The sequence below is a fragment of the Pseudomonas sp. NFACC25 genome, from assembly GCF_900100935.1.
GTDB lineage: Bacteria > Pseudomonadota > Gammaproteobacteria > Pseudomonadales > Pseudomonadaceae > Aquipseudomonas > Aquipseudomonas marginalis.
The window spans coordinates 182,766-202,306 of the sequence record NZ_FMUC01000008.1 but is presented as its reverse complement, the minus strand read 5'-3'; the positions used below and the strand labels follow the sequence as shown (position 1 = coordinate 202,306).

Annotated in this window: 18 protein-coding genes; 5 read left to right on the top strand and 13 right to left on the bottom strand. The window is 61.4% G+C overall.

The window, feature by feature from the left end; translation table 11 throughout:
• Window positions 1-2: 2 nt before the first annotated feature.
• Entirely contained in the window at window positions 3-2,069 is a 2,067-nt protein-coding gene (locus tag BLQ09_RS19415; RefSeq protein WP_027605316.1) for a carbon starvation CstA family protein, read from the bottom strand.
• A gap of 174 nt (window positions 2,070-2,243) precedes the next feature.
• On the opposite strand from BLQ09_RS19415, the gene BLQ09_RS19410 reads away from it, so the two are divergent.
• Window positions 2,244-2,612 carry a PilZ domain-containing protein gene (locus BLQ09_RS19410; RefSeq protein ID WP_027605315.1) on the top strand — a complete coding sequence of 123 codons (369 nt, stop codon included), beginning with the start codon at window positions 2,244-2,246 and terminating at the stop codon, window positions 2,610-2,612.
• A 4-nt stretch (window positions 2,613-2,616) separates the two neighbouring features.
• Here the strand turns inward: BLQ09_RS19410 and BLQ09_RS19405 are convergent, their stop codons facing one another.
• From BLQ09_RS19405 to katB, 4 genes are read right to left on the bottom strand one after another with little or no spacing between them, the layout of a single operon-like run.
• Complete coding sequence (locus tag BLQ09_RS19405) at window positions 2,617-3,342, bottom strand: hypothetical protein (protein ID WP_027605314.1); 726 nt, start codon at window positions 3,340-3,342, stop codon at window positions 2,617-2,619.
• Window positions 3,343-3,358: 16 nt separating this feature from the next.
• Window positions 3,359-4,726: a DNA repair protein RadA gene (gene radA, locus BLQ09_RS19400; RefSeq protein WP_024077502.1), complete on the bottom strand. Its 1,368-nt coding sequence runs from the start codon at window positions 4,724-4,726 to the stop codon at window positions 3,359-3,361.
• A 35-nt stretch (window positions 4,727-4,761) separates the two neighbouring features.
• Window positions 4,762-5,301 carry an ankyrin repeat domain-containing protein gene (locus BLQ09_RS19395; protein WP_027605313.1) on the bottom strand — a complete coding sequence of 180 codons (540 nt, stop codon included), beginning with the start codon at window positions 5,299-5,301 and terminating at the stop codon, window positions 4,762-4,764.
• A 55-nt stretch (window positions 5,302-5,356) separates the two neighbouring features.
• Window positions 5,357-6,898 (bottom strand): catalase KatB, encoded by a 1,542-nt coding sequence (gene katB, locus BLQ09_RS19390; protein ID WP_027605312.1) that lies wholly within the window; start codon window positions 6,896-6,898, stop codon window positions 5,357-5,359.
• Window positions 6,899-7,185: 287 nt separating this feature from the next.
• Here katB and mscL point away from each other — a divergent pair, with 287 nt between their 5' ends.
• Window positions 7,186-7,602, top strand: a complete 417-nt coding sequence (gene mscL / locus BLQ09_RS19385) for a large-conductance mechanosensitive channel protein MscL (RefSeq protein WP_053137928.1) — start codon at window positions 7,186-7,188, stop codon at window positions 7,600-7,602.
• A gap of 46 nt (window positions 7,603-7,648) precedes the next feature.
• On the opposite strand, the gene BLQ09_RS19380 is transcribed toward mscL, so the two are convergent.
• Window positions 7,649-8,425 (bottom strand): ferredoxin--NADP reductase, encoded by a 777-nt coding sequence (locus BLQ09_RS19380; RefSeq protein ID WP_027605310.1) that lies wholly within the window; start codon window positions 8,423-8,425, stop codon window positions 7,649-7,651.
• A 379-nt stretch (window positions 8,426-8,804) separates the two neighbouring features.
• Between BLQ09_RS19380 and BLQ09_RS19375 the strand changes: the two genes are divergently transcribed.
• Window positions 8,805-9,515 (top strand): helix-turn-helix transcriptional regulator, encoded by a 711-nt coding sequence (locus BLQ09_RS19375; RefSeq protein ID WP_027605309.1) that lies wholly within the window; start codon window positions 8,805-8,807, stop codon window positions 9,513-9,515.
• A gap of 161 nt (window positions 9,516-9,676) precedes the next feature.
• Window positions 9,677-10,801, top strand: coding sequence for a methyltransferase (locus BLQ09_RS19370; RefSeq protein ID WP_092358268.1), 1,125 nt, complete (start codon window positions 9,677-9,679; stop codon window positions 10,799-10,801).
• A gap of 66 nt (window positions 10,802-10,867) precedes the next feature.
• On the opposite strand, the gene BLQ09_RS19365 is transcribed toward BLQ09_RS19370, so the two are convergent.
• The 3 genes from BLQ09_RS19365 to BLQ09_RS19355 are packed head-to-tail and all read right to left on the bottom strand — an operon-like array spanning window position 10,868 to window position 13,496.
• Window positions 10,868-11,035 carry a DUF2474 domain-containing protein gene (locus BLQ09_RS19365; protein ID WP_010562540.1) on the bottom strand — a complete coding sequence of 56 codons (168 nt, stop codon included), beginning with the start codon at window positions 11,033-11,035 and terminating at the stop codon, window positions 10,868-10,870.
• Window positions 11,036-11,047: 12 nt separating this feature from the next.
• On the bottom strand, window positions 11,048-12,055 hold the full coding sequence (gene cydB / locus BLQ09_RS19360) for a cytochrome d ubiquinol oxidase subunit II (protein WP_027605307.1): 1,008 nt from the start codon (window positions 12,053-12,055) through the stop codon (window positions 11,048-11,050).
• Between the two features lies 1 nt (window position 12,056).
• Entirely contained in the window at window positions 12,057-13,496 is a 1,440-nt protein-coding gene (locus BLQ09_RS19355) for a cytochrome ubiquinol oxidase subunit I (protein ID WP_027605306.1), read from the bottom strand.
• Between the two features lie 318 nt (window positions 13,497-13,814).
• Here BLQ09_RS19355 and BLQ09_RS19350 point away from each other — a divergent pair, with 318 nt between their 5' ends.
• Window positions 13,815-15,062 carry an MFS transporter gene (locus BLQ09_RS19350; protein WP_027605305.1) on the top strand — a complete coding sequence of 416 codons (1,248 nt, stop codon included), beginning with the start codon at window positions 13,815-13,817 and terminating at the stop codon, window positions 15,060-15,062.
• A 62-nt stretch (window positions 15,063-15,124) separates the two neighbouring features.
• Here the strand turns inward: BLQ09_RS19350 and BLQ09_RS19345 are convergent, their stop codons facing one another.
• From BLQ09_RS19345 to BLQ09_RS19330, 4 genes are all read right to left on the bottom strand, one after another.
• The gene (locus BLQ09_RS19345; protein WP_027605304.1) at window positions 15,125-17,308 is read right to left on the bottom strand and encodes a xanthine dehydrogenase family protein molybdopterin-binding subunit; all 2,184 of its coding nucleotides are present in this window, start codon (window positions 17,306-17,308) and stop codon (window positions 15,125-15,127) included.
• A complete protein-coding gene (locus BLQ09_RS19340; RefSeq protein WP_092358266.1) occupies window positions 17,305-18,294 on the bottom strand; it encodes an FAD binding domain-containing protein in 990 nt (329 codons plus the stop codon). Before BLQ09_RS19340 ends, BLQ09_RS19345 begins: the two co-directional genes overlap by 4 nt.
• On the bottom strand, window positions 18,291-18,815 hold the full coding sequence (locus BLQ09_RS19335; RefSeq protein ID WP_027605302.1) for a (2Fe-2S)-binding protein: 525 nt from the start codon (window positions 18,813-18,815) through the stop codon (window positions 18,291-18,293). The genes BLQ09_RS19340 and BLQ09_RS19335 overlap by 4 nt, the downstream gene beginning before the upstream one ends.
• A gap of 96 nt (window positions 18,816-18,911) precedes the next feature.
• Window positions 18,912-19,358 (bottom strand): DUF4879 domain-containing protein, encoded by a 447-nt coding sequence (locus BLQ09_RS19330; protein WP_027605301.1) that lies wholly within the window; start codon window positions 19,356-19,358, stop codon window positions 18,912-18,914.
• Between the last annotated feature and the right edge of the window lie 183 nt (window positions 19,359-19,541).

Genomic DNA, 19,541 nt, shown 5'->3' with positions numbered 1-19,541 from the left:
GGTTAGGCGTCCGGTACTGCCTGGAACGGGGCTTCTTTATCCGTACGCTCTTTGTTGCCCCAGGCGGCGACACCGACCTTGAGCGCATAGAACAGGATGCTGAACACCACGAACAGGAACAGCACAGTCAGCGTTGCGTTGGTGTAGGCATTCCAGATCACGTGCTGCATCTGGTCCACGCTCTTGGCCGGGGCCAGGATCTGGCCGTTTGCCAGGGCATCACTGTACTTCTTCGCCAGCGACAGGAAACCGATCGCCGGGTTGGCGTCGAACAGCTTGATGAAGCCCGCGGTGGTGGTGCAGATCAGCAGCCAGACCGCCGGTAGCATGGTCACCCAGATGTAGCGCTGGCGCTTCATTTTGATCAGCACAACGGTGGCGAGCATCAGCGCGATACCGGCCAGCATCTGGTTGGAGATACCGAACAGCGGCCACAAGGTGTTGATGCCGCCCAGCGGGTCGATCACGCCCTGGTACAGCAGGTAACCCCACATGGCGACGCAACCGGCGGTCGCGATCAGGTTGGCGGTCCAGGACTCGGTGCGCTTGAGCGCCGGTACGAAGGAGCCAAGCAAGTCCTGAAGCATGAAGCGACCGGCACGGGTGCCCGCATCGACGGCAGTCAGGATAAACAGCGCTTCGAACAGGATCGCAAAGTGGTACCAGAACGCCATGGTGTTTTCACCCGGCAGCACACTGTGCAGGATCTGCGCGATACCCACCGCCAACGTCGGCGCACCACCGGCACGCGCGAGGATGGTGGTTTCACCGATGTCATGGGCCACCGCCGACAGCGCCTCGGGGGTAATTGCAAAACCCCAGCTGCTGACGGTTTGTGCCACGGTCACCACGTCGGTGCCGACGATTGCCGCCGGGCTGTTCATGGCGAAGTACACGCCTGGCTCGATCACCGAAGCGGCAACCATCGCCATGATCGCCACGAAGGACTCCATCAGCATGCCGCCGTAACCGATGTAACGGGCGTGGCTTTCATTGGCCAGCAGCTTGGGCGTGGTGCCCGAGGAAATCAGCGCGTGGAAGCCCGAGACCGCGCCACAGGCAATGGTGATGAACAGGAACGGGAACAGGCCGCCCTTCCATACCGGGCCGGTACCGTCGATGAACTGGGTCAGCGCCGGCATTTTCAGGTCGGGCATGGTCACCAGGATGCCGATCGCCAGGGCGATGATGGTGCCGATCTTCAAGAAGGTAGAAAGGTAGTCACGTGGCGCGAGGATCAGCCACACCGGCAGTACCGCCGCCACGAAACCGTAGCCGATCAGCATCCAGGTGATCTGGATCCCGGTGAAGGTGAAGGCCTTGGCCCAGACCGGATCAGCGGCGATCTGCCCGCCCAGCCAGATCGAACCGAGCAGCAACAGCACGCCGATGATGGAGATTTCACCGATACGGCCCGGGCGGATGTAGCGCATGTAGATGCCCATGAACATCGCAATCGGGATGGTCGCCATCACCGTGAAGATGCCCCATGGGCTCTCGGCCAGGGCCTTGACCACGATCAGCGCCAGCACCGCGAGGATGATGATCATGATCAGGAAGCAGCCGAACAGCGCGATGGTCCCCGGGATACGCCCCATCTCTTCGCGAACCATGTCGCCCAGGGAACGGCCATTACGACGGGTGGACAGGAACAGGACCATGAAGTCCTGCACCGCACCGGCCAGCACCACGCCGGCAATCAGCCAGAGCGTGCCGGGCAGGTAGCCCATTTGCGCCGCCAGTACCGGGCCGACCAGGGGACCTGCACCGGCAATCGCCGCAAAGTGGTGACCGAAAAGGATGTGTTTGTTGGTCGGCACATAGTCCAGACCGTCATTGTTGAGCACTGCGGGGGTGGCCCGCCGTGGATCGAGTTGCATCACATTATTAGCGATGAACAGGCTGTAGTAGCGATAAGCAACCAGATAGATGGCCACGGCAGCGACCACGATCCACAAGGCGTTGATCGCCTCGCCTCGGCGCAAGGCTACTACGCCCAGGGCGCACGCTCCTACGATTGCCAGCACCAGCCAGGGTAGGTGGCGTAGCAGGCTATTATTATTTTTCATTTTTATATTCCAGCCAGGGTGGACAGAAAGGACAGCCATCCGGAGTTTAGCGCTACTGGCCTTAAAGGCCACCCCCCTACGTTGGTCTAGAGCCTTGCAGAGGCAAAAAAAGCAGAAAAAACCACCCGATGATGGCGCAGGGCTACAATCCTTTTATCCACAGAGGGTTTCACCATGACCGAGCAAGCGTCTGATCGCCGTCGTTTTCGCCGGATCGCCTTTGATGCCAAGACCGAACTTCGGCAAAACGGCAACGAATGGCCGGTGCAATTGGTGGATTTGTCGCTCAAGGGCCTGTTGGTGCAACGGCCTGAAGAGTGGAAGGGAAATAAGGCGCTGCCCTTTGACGTCGATATTCGTCTGGATCCAAAGGCCCATATAAAGATGCAGGTGAAGCTGACCCACGAGGATCCTGGCCAGTTGGGTTTCGTATGCCAATACATCGACCTGGACTCGATCAGCCACTTGCGGCGGCTGATCGAGCTGAACCTAGGCGATCAGGAAGAACTGGATCGGGAGCTGGCGGCGTTGCTGGAAGTGTGATGGCTCAGGGGAACGCGGTACGTGCGGGAAATTCGCTTTCCGTGTCCCAGTAGCCCTTCTTCTGACTTGAGGCGCTGTGCCACTGCCCGTCGACAAACCGATAAGTCTGATAACGGGTGGCAAAGTCATCCTCACCGTCGCCGTCCATAAATGACGACACCTGCAGCAGTTCATCCGCGCCGCCACTGACTGGCGTTGCGATCGTCCACGCAGCCTTGCCGGTATGAGCCAGGGTCAGCACCTGGACTTTGCCGTCGGCGCCCTGGTAACCCAGCGGTTTGAGTTGCTGCTTGCCAGGCAGCAACAGCTGCGTGGCAGGCCCGCTGTAGCTGCCCATGGGGGCGGTCTGGTCGATGGTCAAAAAATACACAGGTTCGGGCAGCCCTTTGAGCGGGGCTTTCTTGACTTCGGCCAACGGGTAGCCGAGGTCTTCGTGGGCTATCACCTCGCCCGAGGCCGATACCCACCGCACCTGGGCTTCGAGCAGCGGGTTGTCGACCAAATCGCCGGGCTCGTCGAACGAGTCTTCATCCAGCCCACTGCCCCAACTGTCCTTGTGCAGTTGGGGGCTGATGCGCTGGTCTTCGAGCACCTGCAGCACACTGCCGTCTGGCGTCACCAGCGTTTGCGCCAGGCGATAGCCCGTTGGCAGCTCAGCCCAGGCCATGGCGGGCAAGCCGGCCAAGGCGACAAACAGGGCGACTACACCCCAGCGATTCGATCGTTGCATGGCGTCCATCCCTGAGTTATTCGAAAAGTGCATCCAACGCCTGTTCCAGGCGCGTGACCCCAATTACCTGCAATCCTGGCGGCATTTCCTTCGGCGCATTGCCCTTGGGCACGATCGCGCGTTTGAAGCCGTGCTTGGCCGCCTCCTTCAAGCGTTCCTGACCGCTCGGCACCGGGCGCACTTCGCCGGACAGCCCCACTTCACCGAATACCAGCAGGTCGTGGGGCAATGGCCGGTTACGCAGGCTGGACATCACCGCCGCCATCAACGCCAGGTCGGACGCGGTTTCCAGCACCTTGACCCCGCCGACCACGTTGAGGAACACGTCCTGGTCGTGGGTCGGGATCCCCCCATGACGGTGCAGCACCGCCAACAGCATCGCCAGGCGGTTTTGATCCAGGCCCAGCGTGACGCGGCGTGGGTTGGCCAGATGGCTGTCATCCACCAGCGCCTGGACTTCCACCAGCATCGGCCGGGTGCCTTCCCACGTCGCCATGACCACGCTGCCCGGGACTTCTTCCTGGGCACGGGTCAGGAAAATCGCCGAGGGATTGGAGACTTCCTTCAGCCCCCGGTCGGTCATGGCGAACACACCCAGTTCGTTCACCGCGCCGAAGCGGTTCTTCACCGCCCGCAGCAAACGCAAGCGGCCATCGGACTCGCCTTCGAAATACAGCACGGTATCGACCATATGTTCCAGCACCCGTGGCCCGGCCAGCGCGCCTTCTTTGGTCACATGGCCGACCAGGAAGATCGCCGTGCCGCTCTGCTTGGCGTAGCGCACCAGCAACGCGGCACTTTCGCGCACCTGGGACACGCCGCCCGGCGCCGATTGCAGCTGCTCGGTGAAAATCGTCTGGATCGAGTCGATCACCATGACCTTGGGTTTTTCGATCCGGGCCGTGGCGATGATGCTTTCGATGCAGGTTTCGGTCATGACCCGCAGTTGGTCCTGGGGCAGGCCCAGGCGGCGGGCGCGCATGGCCACCTGTTGCTGGGATTCTTCGCCGGTGACGTACAGCGCCGGCATGCGGCTGGCGATGCTGCACAGGGTTTGCAGCAGGATCGTCGACTTGCCGATGCCGGGGTCGCCGCCGATCAACACCACCGAACCATCCACCAGGCCGCCTCCCAGGACCCGATCCAGCTCACCGGAGGCCGTCGAGAAACGCGGGATCTCTTCAACACTGACTTCCGCCAGGGTCTTGATCTGCGCCTGCTGCCCGGTCCAGCCGGCGCGGCCGGTGGGGGCCGAGGCGCCGCCACTTTCGATCATGGTTTCAGTCAGGGTATTCCACGCACCACACTCGGTGCATTGGCCGGCCCACTTGGGAAAGGTCGCGCCGCACTCCGTGCAGCCGTACATGCGCTTGGCCTTTGCCATTTGAGAACCTCCAACCGAAAAACCGCGATGATAGCTCAGCGCGACGCCGGGGTCCGGATTTCACCGCTGGCCAATCGTGAAGCACTGTTGCCGACCGGGTCTTGGGCGTTGAGATCGGCGCCCTTGGCCTTGAGTTCGTCGAGCAACTCGAGGCGCTTGAACAGGCCGGCGTACATGGCGGCCGTCTGACCGGCGCCATTACGTTGGTCGGGGTTGCAGTCGGTGGCCAGCAGGCGCTGGGCAATGTTCAACTCACCCTTGAAGATCGCGCCCATCAACGCGGTGTTGCCGCGTTTGTCCTGCACACAGGCGTCGGCACCGGCGGCGAGCAAACGCTCCACATAAGCGCTTTCGCCGTGGTAGGCGGCGAGGATCAGCGCGGTGTAGCCCTTGTCGTCCTGGGTGTTGAGGGGGAAGCCGGCGTCGATGAAGGTGTTGAGCATGTCGAGGTCGCCACGGCGGGCGGCGTCGAAGTAATAGTCCTGGAGCTGCGCCTTGAGCGCTACCGGGTCGGGCGACTCGGCATGGGCGACAAAGGCCAGCATGGTCATCAGTAAACCGATAGAAATACGCATGGGTGCTCTCCTGCCAGAGGTCGACGCCCGGGAGGGGCGTCGACCGAAACCAACGTCAGTCAGTGAGTTTTTCGGCCAGCGCCTTCACGCGTGCCAGATCACCCTTGGCGACCTTGGCCACGCCGGTGCCGTATTCCGGATCGGCCTTGTAGAGGAACGACAGGATGATGTGCTTGCTCTCGTCATCGGTAGTGGCCAGGGAGCCGCCGAAATTGTCGATCAAGTCCTGGCGTTCTTTCGGGCTGTAGGAGCGATACAGATCACCGGCCTGCTTGAAGTTCTGCTCACGCTGGATCTTCGCCTGCTGGGTACTGCCCGACAGCGCCGTCTGGCTATAGCGCGCGGTTTGCGGCTCTTCACGGTTTTCCAGGCGGCTTGGCTGGTAGTTCACGCCGCTGGTGGTCTTGCCGAAGTTCAGCGCGCCGTCCTGGTTACCGTTGTTGACGGTGACCCGAGGGGCGTTGATCGGCAGTTGCAGGGCATTGGCGCCCAGGCGATACATCTGCGTGTCGGCATACGAGAACACCCGGCCTTGCAGCAGGCGGTCTTCCGACGGCTCGATGCCCGGTACCAGGTTGGCCGGAGCCATGGCCACTTGTTCGGTTTCCTGGAAGACATTCGCCGGGTTGCGGTTCAGTACCATCTGCCCGACTTTGCGTTCGGGCACATTCGGCCAGATCTTGGTGGCGTCCAGCGGGTCGAAATCAAACTTGGCCAAGTCTTCCGGCTTGAGTACCTGCACATACAGGTCCCACTTGGGGAAGTCGCCCTTGTTGATATGGGTGACCAAGTCATTGGTCATATGGCTGTAGTCACGCCCCTGCACTTCGGTAACTTGCTTGGGATCGAGATTCTTGATGCCTTGCAGACTCTTCCAGTGGAACTTGACGTAATGCACTTCACCCTTGGCGTTGATCAACTTGTAGGCATGTACGCCATTGCCGTCCATTTCCCGATAACTGGCCGGAGTACCGGAGTCGGAATACAACTCGGTAAGTGTGCGAGTGGCCTCGGGAACATGGGAGAAGAAGTCGAAGCGACGGGAGTCATCATCCAGGTTGGTGCGCGGGTCCGGCTTGAAGGCGTGGACCATGTCGGGGAACTTGATGGCATCGCGGATAAAGAACGTCGGGAAGTTGTTACCCACCAGGTCCCAGTTGCCATCGGCGGTATAGAACTTGGTGGCGAAGCCGCGCGGGTCACGCAGGGTTTCAGGGGAATGATTGCCGTGCACCACGGCCGAGAAGCGCACGAACACCGGGGTCGTTTCGCCAGCAGCGAAGACCTTGGCCTTGGTCAGGTCACTGAGGTTATCGGTGACGGTGAAGGTGCCATGGGCGCCGGTACCGCGGGCATGCACCACGCGCTCAGGGATGCGTTCACGGTCGAAGCGCTGCAGTTTCTGGATCAGTTGCACGTCCTGCAGCAGCACCGGGCCGTTGGCGCCGGCGGTTTGCGAGTTCTGGTTGTCGCCGACGGCGGCACCGTTGTCACGGGTCAGGTTGGCGGCTTGTACGGAGAGGGAAAGCAGGCTGGCGGTCGCCAGTACCAGCACATGACGCGCCAATACCGGGCCGCGATTCATTGGATTCTTCATCAAGGTTTCCTCTGGTTTTTTTAATGCACATTCAGTTGTGCTTGCCAGAGGCTAGTGACCCACGAGTCAGAAGATAAATAGAAAAACACCACCAGGTCGATTAAGAAAATAATGTGGTAAGCCGCTGAAATAGCGGGTATTTCGCGCGCGATTGGTGGCACTTTGCAAACTATTTGCGATTTAATGTGTCGATAAAAACTGACAGTGTTAACGGTTGTGTCGGGCATGCCCGCTGCGACTGATTTACACTGAGCGGCACCCTTCTCATCTGTAACAAGGAATAACCTATGGGCGTGATCAGTGAGTTCAAGGCCTTCGCGGTCAAAGGTAATGTGGTCGACATGGCCGTCGGTATCATCATCGGCGCCGCCTTCGGCAAAATTGTTTCCTCGTTTGTAGGCGACGTAGTGATGCCGCCCATTGGTCTATTGATCGGTGGCGTGGACTTTGGTGACCTGGCGATTACGCTCAAGGCGGCACAGGGCGATGTGCCTGCCGTGGTGCTGGCGTACGGCAAGTTCATCCAGAGCGTGATCGACTTTGTGATCGTCGCGTTTGCGATCTTCATGGGCGTCAAGGCCATCAACCGCCTCAAGCGCGAAGAAGCCGTGGCGCCTAGCCTGCCACCGACACCGAGCAAGGAAGAAGTGCTGCTGGGCGAGATTCGCGACCTGCTCAAGGCACAGAACGACAAGCCGCTTTAACCCGTACCGGCTTGGAAAAAAGGCGCCTCCTTGAGGCGCCTTTTCATTACCAGTAGTTTTCCACTGCCACCTGCCCTGGCCGGCGGCTAAGGCTCAGTTGCATGTCGCGCTGCTTGAGCAACTGGCGAGTGTCATCCACCATCTGCGGGTTGCCGCAAATCAGCACACGGGAATGTTCCGGGGTCAGATCGACGCCGGCAGCACGCTCCAATTCTCCGTTTTCGATCGAGGTGGTAATACGCCCACTCAACGCCCCCGGATAATCCTCTCGGGTCACGATGGGGATGTAGGTCAGTTTGTGCGCATATTCTGCCAGGTACTCCCGCTCGCCCAACCCCTTGATCAGCGACTGGTACGCCAGCTCCCGGGCTTCCCGCGCGCTGTACACCAGGATGATGCGCTCGAATTTCTCCCAGACTTCGAAGTCCTGCAGGATCGACAAAAACGGTGCCACCCCGGTGCCGGTGCCTAACATCCACAAGTCCCGGCCATCGACGAAACGGTTCAGGGTCAGGAACCCGGTAGCCTGGCGCTCCACCATCAAGGTATCGCCCACCCTCAGGCGGCTGAGTTCACTGGTGAATTCGCCGCCTGGGACAACAATCGAGAAGAAGTCCAAGTATTCATCAAACGGCGAGGACACCACGGAATACGCGCGCCATACCGTGCTGCCATCCGCCTTGCTGACCCCCAGGCGCACGAACTGGCCGGCGGTAAACCGGAACCCTGGGTCACGGGTGGTTCGCAGGGTAAACAGGCTGGGGGTCAGGGATTGCACATCGAGCAAGGTTTGGCGGGTAAATTTCTCAGCACTGGCCGTCATGGGGGACTCCGTTCTACAGGTGCCCTAGTGTCCCTCAAACTCGAGCCCGGAAACACCTCTGGTTGGTAGTGGCATTATATAGGCACAAAATAATGGCAACCTAATATCAACTCTGATCAATTTGCTATTAGCCCCTTTATCCGCGCTACAAGCGCGCTCTAAGTTGAGCTGCTACAGGTGCTTCAACTGACTAAAAAATCGAAAAAACAACTAAGCCCCTTAGCTAAGCCCGCCGCGACCTTAGAGAAAGTTTCTTAAACGCTGCCCTGCAAGAGCGAAAATTTCATCTCGCGATGTAGCTCATGTCCTACACTAATTTCCGTGCAGTGGGAGTTCAGGACGTATCCCATGTCATGCGGAAACCCATGGAGAGTTACCAATGGTCAACTGGCGCAATACCCGACTTCCCAAACTGGAAGGCGAGAGCGAGGTTACGACTCTTTTCGAGATGGCTGTTAACCACACCTACGCACTCGGCTTCCAATACTGTTCTTTCACGATGAGCTCTCAACTACCTAACAACCAAACGAAACCTGTTCGCCTCAACAACTATCCAGATGAATGGAACAAACTGTATAACCAGGCCCACTTCTTTGACGCTGACCCCGTGGTGGAACATTGCAAACGTTGTGTACTGCCCCTTGTCTGGGAAGAAAAAATCTTTAAAGACTCACCCAACCTGTGGTCTTTAGCCCGATCCTTTGGTGTGCATTTGGGATGGACCCAAGCCGTGCATGATTTCCAGGGTGTGTTCAGCATGCTGACCCTGGGTCGCAGTGCGGGTGAAGTGACCCCGCAGGAGCTTTATGAAAAAGCCGGCCAGGTCCTGTGGCTGTGCCATGCGATGCATGCGGTAGTCGCGAAGACTTACGCACACAAGCCCAGCATTAACCCTGCAAACAAATTGACCCCGCGCGAAACCGAAATCCTCAAGTGGTCAGCCATGGGCAAGACCGCTGCGGACATTGCCGCCATCCTGTGCCTGTCCGAGCGTACGGTGGGCTTTCATATCTGCAGTTGCTTCAAAAAGCTGGGAGTCAACAACAAGATCGCCGCCGTGCTCTGCGCCTCGAAAGCGGGGTTGTTTTAATCAGCGTTGAAACACCGCATGTAATCCCTCAGGAAAAAAAGTAACATTTACGACCCATTCTGAGTGCTGGGCTGTTCCCACGGGGTGCCGCCCGCTGTTCACTCAGACGGTTCCGCAGCCGACTGCCGAACACCCATCGATGACCCAGAGCCTCCCTCGCCATGCCCCTGCTCGACAGCCCCTTCGCCCAGCTCGATCTGATCCGCCAGCCAGAGCAACATAACGATCCGCTGCAAGCCTTCGACGCCGCCGACGAGTACCTGCTCAGCTACCTGGCTGAACAGCAACCGAGCGCTGCGACCCGCGTGCTGGTGCTCAATGACAGCTTCGGCGCCCTGGCTGCGAGCCTGGAAGGCCGGGTGCAGGTGAACTCCAGCGGCGACTCGTTCCTGGCCGCCCTGGGCCTGGATAAAAACCTGGTGCGCAATGGCAAGGCCTTTGACGCCGTGCCGTTCATCCCCGCCAGCGAGGTGCCCAGCGGGCCGTTCGACCGGGTGCTGATCCGCGTCCCCAAGACCCTGGCATTGCTGGAAGAACAACTGATCCGCCTGCAAGGCCAACTGGCGCCGGGCGCCGAAGTGATTGCCGCAGCGATGGTCAAGCACCTGCCCCGGGCGGCCGGTGAGTTGCTGGAGCGCTATATCGGGCCGATGCACGCCTCCCTGGCGGTGAAGAAGGCGCGGTTGCTGATCGCGACACTGGCCGACCGCCCCACGGCGGTCTCGCCCTACCCGACGCGCTACACCCTGGACGCGCCGGCTATCGAACTGCTCAACCATGCCAACGTGTTCTGCCGTGAAGGCCTGGACATCGGCACCCGCGCCTTCCTGCCGCACCTGCCCAATAACCTGGGCAGTGCCCGCGTGGCGGACCTGGGTTGCGGCAACGGCGTATTGGCGATTGCCAGCGCACTGCAAAACCCCGACGCCCGGTACACCTTGGTGGACGAGTCCTATATGGCCGTGCAATCGGCCCTTGAGAACTGGCAAGCCGCCCTCGGTGATCGGGAGGTGACAGTACGCGCCGGGGACGGCCTCGCAGGCCAGGAGCCGGACTCCCTCGACGTGGTGCTGTGCAACCCGCCGTTCCACCAGCAGCAGGTGGTCGGCGACTTCCTGGCCTGGCGTATGTTCCAGCAGGCGCGGGAGGCGTTGGTGGTCGGCGGCGCGCTGTATATCGTCGGCAACCGTCACCTGGGTTATCACAGCAAGTTGGCGCGCTTGTTCCGTGGCGTAGAGCAGGTCGCTGCCACGCCCAAGTTCGTGATTCTCAAAGCACGCAAATAAAAAAAGCCCTGCCCTTCCAGAAGAAGAGCAGGGCTGAAAACCGGGCGCGAAGCCCGGATCGGGATGTCAGTGGGTGGTCAGGCCGGCCGCATTCATGAACATGCGCATCAGGCTGGCCACCACGAACAGGGCCAGCACACTGCCGGTCCAGATCATCGCCAGCCAGCCGAGGCGCCGCCACAGCGGCTGTTTCTCGGCCTGTTCGATCTCGTGCAACGTAGGTTTGCCGGACATGCAACGACCCTCCTAGTGATAGCCGTCTTCGTGGGTGACCTTGCCGCGGAACACGTAGTAGCTCCAGAAGGTGTAGCCCAGGATGAACGGGATGATGAACAAGGTGCCCACCAGCATGAAGCCCTGGCTCTGGGGCGGCGCAGCGGCATCCCAGATCGACACGGATGGCGGGATGATGTTCGGCCACAGGCTGATCCCCAGGCCGCTGTAGCCGAGGAAGATCAGCACCAGCGTCAGCAGGAACGGTGTGTAGTGGGCATTCCGCGCCACGGCGCGGATCAACCCGTACATGGTCACCAGCACCAGGATCGGTACCGGCAGGAACCAGAACAGGTTCGGCAGGGTGAACCAGCGCGAGGCGATTTCCGGGTGCGACAGTGGCGTCCAGAGACTCACGATGCCGATCACGGCCAGCACCACGAAGGCCAATGGCCGCGCCAGGTTGTGCATTTTCTCCTGCAACGGGCCTTCGGTTTTCATGATCAGCCAGGTGCAGCCGAGCAATGCATAGGCCACGATCAGCGCCACGCCGCAGAACATCGTGAACGGCGTGAGCCAGTCCAGCGAGCCGCCGGCAAACTGGCGATTGACCACCGGGATCCCGTCGATAAACGCCCCCAGCGCGACGCCCTGGAAGAACGTGGCCGCCAGCGAACCGCCGATAAACGCCTTGTCCCACAGGTGACGCTTGTGGTCCTTGGCCTTGAAGCGGAACTCGAAGGCCACGCCACGAAAGATCAGCCCCACCAGCATCAGGATCAACGGCAGGTACAGTGCCGACAACACCACCGAATAGGCCAGCGGGAACGCGCCGAACAACGCCGCGCCGCCCAGCACCAGCCAGGTTTCGTTACCGTCCCAGACCGGGGCCACGGTGTTCATCATCACGTCACGGTCGGTCTTGCCCGGGATAAACGGGAAGAGGATGCCGATGCCCAGGTCGAAGCCGTCCATGACCACGTACATCATGATGCCGAAGATGATGATCACGGCCCAGATCAGCGGAAGATCAATACCCATCTCAATTCCCCTTGTGCTGGATGTGGGCGTGGTCGTCATCGCTGCCATCATCGGCGGCGGACAACGGACGGGCCGGTGTGCGTTTCTGGCCAGGGCCACCGTGGGTCGGTTCCGTGCCTTCGTGGGTCACCGGGCCTTTGCGCACCAGGCGCATCATGTAGCCCAGGCCGGCGCCGAACAGCGCGAAGTACACCACCACGAACAACACCAGGGTGATCGTCATCTGCGCCAGGCTATGCCCGGAAGAAGCATCCGCAGTGCGCATCAACCCGTAGACCACCCACGGCTGGCGGCCGATCTCGGTGGTGAACCAACCGGCGAGAATCGCGATCAGGCCGGACGGCCCCATCCACAGCGCCAGGTACAGGAACGGCCTGGACGTGTACATCTTGTCGCCCCGGCGCAGCCAGAGGCTGAACAGGCCGGTGAAGATCATCAAGAACCCCAGGCCGACCATGACCCGGAACGACCAGAATACGATGGTCGAATTCGGCCGGTCTTCCGGCGGGAATTCCTTGAGCGCCGGCACCTGTTTGTCCAGGGAGTGGGTCAGGATCAGGCTGCCCAGGTACGGAATCTCCACGGCGTATTTGGTTTTTTCCGCTTTCATGTCCGGCCAGCCAAACAGGATCAGCGGCGTTGGCTCATTGCCTTTGTTTTCCCAGTGGCCTTCAATCGCGGCGATTTTCGCCGGCTGGTGCTCGAGGGTGTTGAGGCCATGGAAGTCCCCGATCACCGCCTGGATAGGCGCCACGATCAGGGCCATCCACATCGCCATCGACAACATCTTGCGGATCGCCGGGTTGTCCTTGCCGCGCAGCAAGTGCCAGGCCGCCGAGGAACCGACGAAGAACGCGGTGGCCACGAACGCCGCCGTCGCCATGTGCATCAGGCGGTAAGGGAACGACGGGTTGAAGATCACCGCCAGCCAATCGGTAGGAATCACGCGGCCGTCGATGATTTCAAAGCCTTGCGGCGTCTGCATCCAGCTGTTGGACGCCAGGATCCAGAAGGTCGAGATCAGCGTACCGACGGCCACCATCACGGTGGAGAAGAAGTGCAGCTTGCGCCCCACCTTGTTCCAGCCGAACAGCATCACGCCGAGGAAACCGGCTTCGAGGAAGAAGGCCGTAAGCACTTCGTACGTCAGGAGCGGCCCGGTCACGGCGCCGGCGAAGTCCGAGAAGCGGCTCCAGTTGGTGCCGAACTGGTAGGCCATGACCAGACCGGAGACCACGCCCATGCCGAAGTTGACGGCAAAGATCTTCGACCAGAAATGGTAGAGGTCACGGTAGGTATCGTTATGGGTCTTGAGCCACAAGCCTTCCAGCACCGCGAGGTAACTGGCCAGGCCGATGGTGATCGCCGGGAACAGGATGTGGAATGAGATGGTGAACGCGAACTGAATTCGGGCGAGATCTAGCGCCTCCAAACCGAACATAAGTCTTCCTCTGTCAGGTAATACCGGCTGCTGGCGGGAGCCTGCACCCACTGCCCCCACGGATATGGAGTCTGGCGAATTTCAATTCGTTTCTTTTTTTAACCAGCCACGCAGGGAATCGGGCCTTGCGGCCACCAGAACAAATTCTGAAATGACTTTGATCTGGGTCAATCACAGTGAAAAGAGTAGTCCCATTTTCGCGGCTGGCCTGTGTGGTCTTTTGCCGCGTGACAGCTTGCCTCAGCCTTCTTCTCGCAACTAATTGTTACAGCTTGATGCTAATCTGCCCCTTCCCTCCGGCCTTGACCTGAATTTCCGATGCCCAGTGAACCCACGTTGCTGTTACGTCACCACCGCCCTTTCATCGCGTTCTGGCTGGCACGGATCTTCACCGCCAGCGGCTTCCAGATGCTTACCGTGGCCATTGGCTGGAACCTCTACCAACTCACCGGCAACGTGCTCGACCTGGGGCTGGTCGGCCTGGTGGAGTTCGTGCCGCGCGTGCTGTTCATGCTGCACACCGGGCACGTGGCCGACCGCTATGACCGACGCAAAGTCGCGGCCATCTGCCAGACCGTGCAGGCGCTGATTGCCCTTTCCCTGGCCATTGGCGGCCTCACCGGCAACGTGACCCGCGAGATGATCTTTATCCTCGCCTTCCTGCTCGGCGCCGCGCGCTCGTTTGAAATGCCCACCACCCAGGCCCTGCTGCCAAGCATCGTGCCCAGTGCGCTGTTCCCGCGTGCGGTGGCCTCGTCGCAGTCGGCCCAGCAACTGGCAACCATCGTCGCCCCGGCGCTCGGTGGTTTGCTATACGCCTTCGGCAGCGTCTGGGTGTATGGGCCCACGGTGGCGCTGTACCTGATTGCCTGTGTACTGACCCTCAACCTGCCCGCCCGCCAGACCCCGCTCAACAAAGGCAAGGCCACCCTCGATTCACTGCTGGCCGGCATCCGCTTTATCCGCAGCCGCCCGGACATCCTCGGGGCGATTTCCCTCGACCTGTTCGCCGTGCTGCTGGGCGGCGCCACCGCGTTGCTGCCGGTATTCGCCAAGGACATCCTGCTGACCGGCGCATGGGGCCTGGGCCTGTTGCGCTCGGCGCCGGCGGTGGGCGCGCTGTTGATGTCGTTGTGGCTGGCGCGCTTTTCGGTAGATCGGCAGGTGGGCCGGGTGATGTTCACCGCCGTCGGCGTATTCGGCGTAGCGACCATCGCCTTCGGCCTGTCCACCTCGTTCTGGTTTTCCCTGGCGGTGCTGGTGGTGCTGGGCGCGGCGGACATGATCAGCATGGTGATCCGTGCGTCCTTCGTGCAGTTGGAGACGCCGGATGAAATGCGCGGGCGGGTCAGTGCGGTCAATGGTCTGTTTATCGGCGCCTCCAACCAATTGGGCGAGTTCGAATCGGGGATTACCGCCCATTGGTTCGGCACCGTGCCGGCCGTGGTGATGGGCGGCATCGGTACGCTGGTGGTGACCGGGGTGTGGATCAAACTGTTCCCGACCCTGGCGAATCGGGATCGTATGCATGTGCCGATAGATGAAAGCATCAAGCCCGCGGCATGATCCAATGTGGGAGGAGGCTTGTTCCCTCCCACATTTGGACCTTCAGTGTTTGCTGGACCGCGTCAGAGCACCTTATCCAGGGTGATCGGAAACTCTCGCACCCGCTTGCCGGTGGCATGGTAGACCGCATTCGCCACCGCCGCCGCCACCCCGACAATGCCGATCTCTCCCACGCCCTTGGACCCAAGGGCGTTGACGATCTCGTCATGTTCCTCGACAAACACCACGTCAATCTCGCCGATATCGGCATTTACCGGGATGTGGTACTCGGCCAGGCTGTGGTTCATGTAGCGGCCCAACTGATGGTCGATCTGGGTCTCTTCATGCAGGGCCATGCCGATGCCCCACACCACCCCGCCGAGGATCTGGCTGCGGGCCATCTTCGGGTTGACCACCCGCCCGGCCGCAATGGCGCTGACCACGCGGCTGACCTTGATCGTGCCCAAGTCTTCATCCACCCGCACTTCGACGAACACCGCCGAATGGGTGGCGGTGGCGTAACCCTCGCGTTTCTTGTCCGGCTCGCTGTCGACCTGGACTTCCACGCTCTCTTCACCGCTGTCCTTGACCAGTTGTGCCAACGACACACTCACATCGCCGGTGTGCAGTTGGCCGTCTTCAAAACGCACGGACTCGGCATCCTTGAACACCGGGTAAGTCTGCCGGGCGATGGTCAGCAGCCTCGCGCTCAACGCTTCGCAGGCTTGCTGCACGGCGGTGCCGACGGACGACACGGTGAACGAGCCGCCTTGCAGCGGCGCGGTGGGCAATGAAGAGTCGCCGAGCAGGAACACCACGTCCTCAACCGCCACGCCACTGGCCTGCGCCGCGATCTGGGTCATCACCGTGTAGGTGCCGGTGCCGATGTCCGTGGTCGCACTGCTGACGGTCAGCTTGCCCTCGGCGTCGATGCGCGCCTTGGCGCTGGCCTTCATCTGCATGGCCTCCCACACGCCACCGGCCATGCCCCAGCCGATCAACTGGCAGCCGTCGCGCATGCTGCGCGGTTCCGGGTTGCGCTGGCTCCAGCCGAAGCGCTCGGCACCTTCGCTGTAACACTCGCGCAGGGCCTTGCTCGACCAGGGCTTGTCTTCGTTCTGGTTGCGCTCGGCGTAGTTGACCAGGCGCAGTTGCACCGGGTCCATGCCCAAGGCGCTGGCCAACTCGTCCATGGCGCACTCCAGGCCGATCACGCCCAAGGCAGCGCCGGGCGCGCGCATGTCCAGGGGCGTGAATACATCCAGCGGCACCAGTTTGTAGGTCAGTTGCACGTTGTCGCAGTGATAGAGCATGCCGCTCCACTCCACCACGTGCTCGCTGAAGTCTTCGAAGCGCGAGGTCTGGCCAATCGCCGTATGCCCCAATGCCAGCAGGCGACCATTGGCGGCGGCGCCCATCTGCAAACGCTGCAAGGTGCGCGGGCGGTAGCCGAAGGTGAACATCTGCTGGCGGGTCAGGGTGACGCGCACCGAGCGCTTGAGCGCCAGGGACGCCATCACCGCCAGCGGCAATTGATACTGCGGGCGCAAGCCCGAGCCGAACGCACCACCGACGAACGCGGCGAAGATCCGCACCTGGCTTTTATCCAGGCCGAACACGTCTTGCACATAGGCCTGGCAGTTCTGCGGGCCCTGGGTCTTGTCATGGATATGCAGGGTGCCATCCGGCTGATACAGCACGGTGCTGGCGTGGGGTTCCATGGGGTTGTGGTGTTCGATGGGGGTGCTGTAGTGCAGGTCGAGGCTGACGGCGGCAGCGGCCCACTCGGCCTGGAAGTTGCCACGCGGCTTGGGCGGCGCCTGCGGTGAAGCATGGGCCTGTTCCTGCTGGGCGAGCAGGTCGGTCTCGAAGTCTTCCCGTGCGTAGTCGATCGCTACCAGCGAGCCGGCATGCCGCGCCAGTTCCAGGTTGTCGGCGATCACCAGGGCCAGGGGTTGGCCGCTGTACAGCACCCGGTCGTTATACAGCGGGCGAAACGGTGAGCCGTCCGCCGCATCGTCATCCTGGAAGGCATCGTCGTAACGGGCGATTTTCGGCCGGTTGAGGTGATGGATAACCGCCACCACGCCCGGCAGGGCCAGTGCCCTGGACGCATCGATCGCCAGCACACGGCCCTTGGCGATGGTGCTGGACACCACACTGCCGTGGAGCAGGCCGTCCTCGGGAAACTCACCGGCATAACGCGCCTGGCCGGTGACCTTGAGCAGACCGTCGACACGGTCCAGGGGTTTGCCAATAGCGGTCATGGGCGATCTCCTGCGACGGCGGCGTCGCTCAGGGCACGGATGATTGCGCGGCGCGCCAGCTTGATCTTGAAGCCGTTGTGTTCCAGCGGCTCGGCGTCTTGCAGCACCGCGTCGGCGGCATTGCTGAAGGTTTCGCGGCTGACCGCCTGGCCGATCAGCGAGGCTTCCACCGCACGGTCGCGCCAGGGTTTATGGGCCACGCCGCCGAGGACCAGGCGCGCGTCGACGATTCGATCGCCGTCCAACTCGAGAGCGGCGGCCACCGACACCAAGGCAAACGCATAAGACGCGCGGTCGCGGATTTTCAGGTAATGGCTGTGACGGGCCAGGTGGTCAGCGGGCAATTCGATGGCGGTGATCAGCTCATCGTCGGCCAGCTGGTTGTCGCGTTGCGGCGCATAACCGGGCAGGCGGTGGAAGTCGGCAAATTCGATAACCCGCGCGCCGCCACGCCCCTGCACATGCACCCGCGCCTCCAGCGCCGCCAGGGCCACGCACATGTCCGAAGGGTGAGTGGCCACGCACTGTTCGCTGGCGCCGAGGATCGCATGGATACGGTTCAACCCAGTGCGCGCCGGGCAGCCGCTGCCGGGTTCACGCTTATTGCAGGGCACGCTGGCGTCATAGAAGTAGTAGCACCGGGTGCGTTGCAACAGGTTGCCGCCGGTGCTGGCCATATTGCGCAGTTGCGGCGAAGCACCGGCAAGGATCGCCTGGGACAGCAACGGGTAACGCTGTTCGATCAGCGGGTGCCAGGCCAGGTCGGCATTGCTCACCAGCGCGCCGATGCGCAGGCCGCCCTCGGCGGTTTGTTCAATCTCATTGAGCGGCAGGCCGGTGATATCGATCAGGTGCTCGGGGCGGCTGATGTTTTCTTTCATCAAGTCCAGCAGGTTGGTGCCCCCGGCAATAAAGCGCGACGCGGCGCTGCTCAGGTGCACGGCTGCGTGGACATCCGCCGGTTTGCTGTACTGGAAGGGATTCATCGCTCACCTCCCTGGGCCCGGCACGCCGGCAAAGCCTCTTCGATGGCATCGCGGATATTGCTGTAGGCGCCGCAGCGGCACAGGTTGCCGCTCATCAGCTCCTGGATCTGTGCACTGTCGTGGGCACGGCCTTCATTGACCAGGCCAACGGCGGAGCAAATCTGACCCGGCGTGCAGTAACCGCACTGGAAGGCATCGTGCTTGATAAAGGCTTGCTGCATCGGGTGCAGTTGGTCACCGTCGGCCAGGCCTTCGATGGTGGTCAGTTCGGCGCCGTCGCACATCACCGCCAGGGTCAGGCAGGCGTTGATGCGTTTACCGTCGCGCAATACTGTGCACGCACCGCATTGGCCGTGGTCGCAGCCTTTTTTGCTGCCGACCAGGTCCAGTTGCTCGCGCAGCAAATCCAGCAACGTGGTCCAGGGCAATACGTCGAGTTGACGGTCCTGACCATTGAGGGTCAAGCGTATGGAGTGGGCGACGAACGGTTGGGCCGCCGCGCCATTGGGGATCGCGCTCATAAACACCTCACGGGTTGGTGTACATCCGCGGCGTTCAGGAAAGTCGCCGTCTCAGGGGTACGACTTCCCGGGGTATTGAGCGTTCAAGGTGATTGATCAGCGGATATTGAGGAGGGTCTTCAAGGTGTTCCGCGGGCCGTTGATCGACGAGTTGCTGTATTCGAACCAGCCTTGGGCCTGGACATTCAGGTCAAATACATAGATGTAGCCCATCAGCGTGCCTGCCCCGCTGCAGGCCTCGCTGACGCTGCCGACCTGGCACACGGGCGTGCGTTGCCCGCTCAGTTCGGCACCATTGAAGCGCCCCATCGGGTTGTTACCCAGGCCGACTTCCATCACCGACACTTGGGTGGGCCCACGGTGCGTGCACATCTGGGTGCTTTGCGCGCGTTCCGGGATGGTTTCCGTGCAGTGCGCCGATTCGACCTTGAATACGCGCACCTCGCTCAAGGGCGGTGCAGTCGCGCCCCACACCGGTGCCGCGCCCAACCACAGGCCGAGACAGGGGATCAGGGCTAGACTCCACGCGTTGGCTTTTTTCATGCTGTCGATGACCTGCTGTTGAACGTCGCCGCAGTATGCCTCAAGGCCATGCGCCACACAGCCTCGGCTGCTGGTATGATGCGCCGCTTTTTCCGATCCTCTCTGGAACCACAGGCGCTTGGCGCAGTTTGTGCTTTGACTTAGAGGTCAACAAATAACGACGCAACATAGCGTCACAGGGAG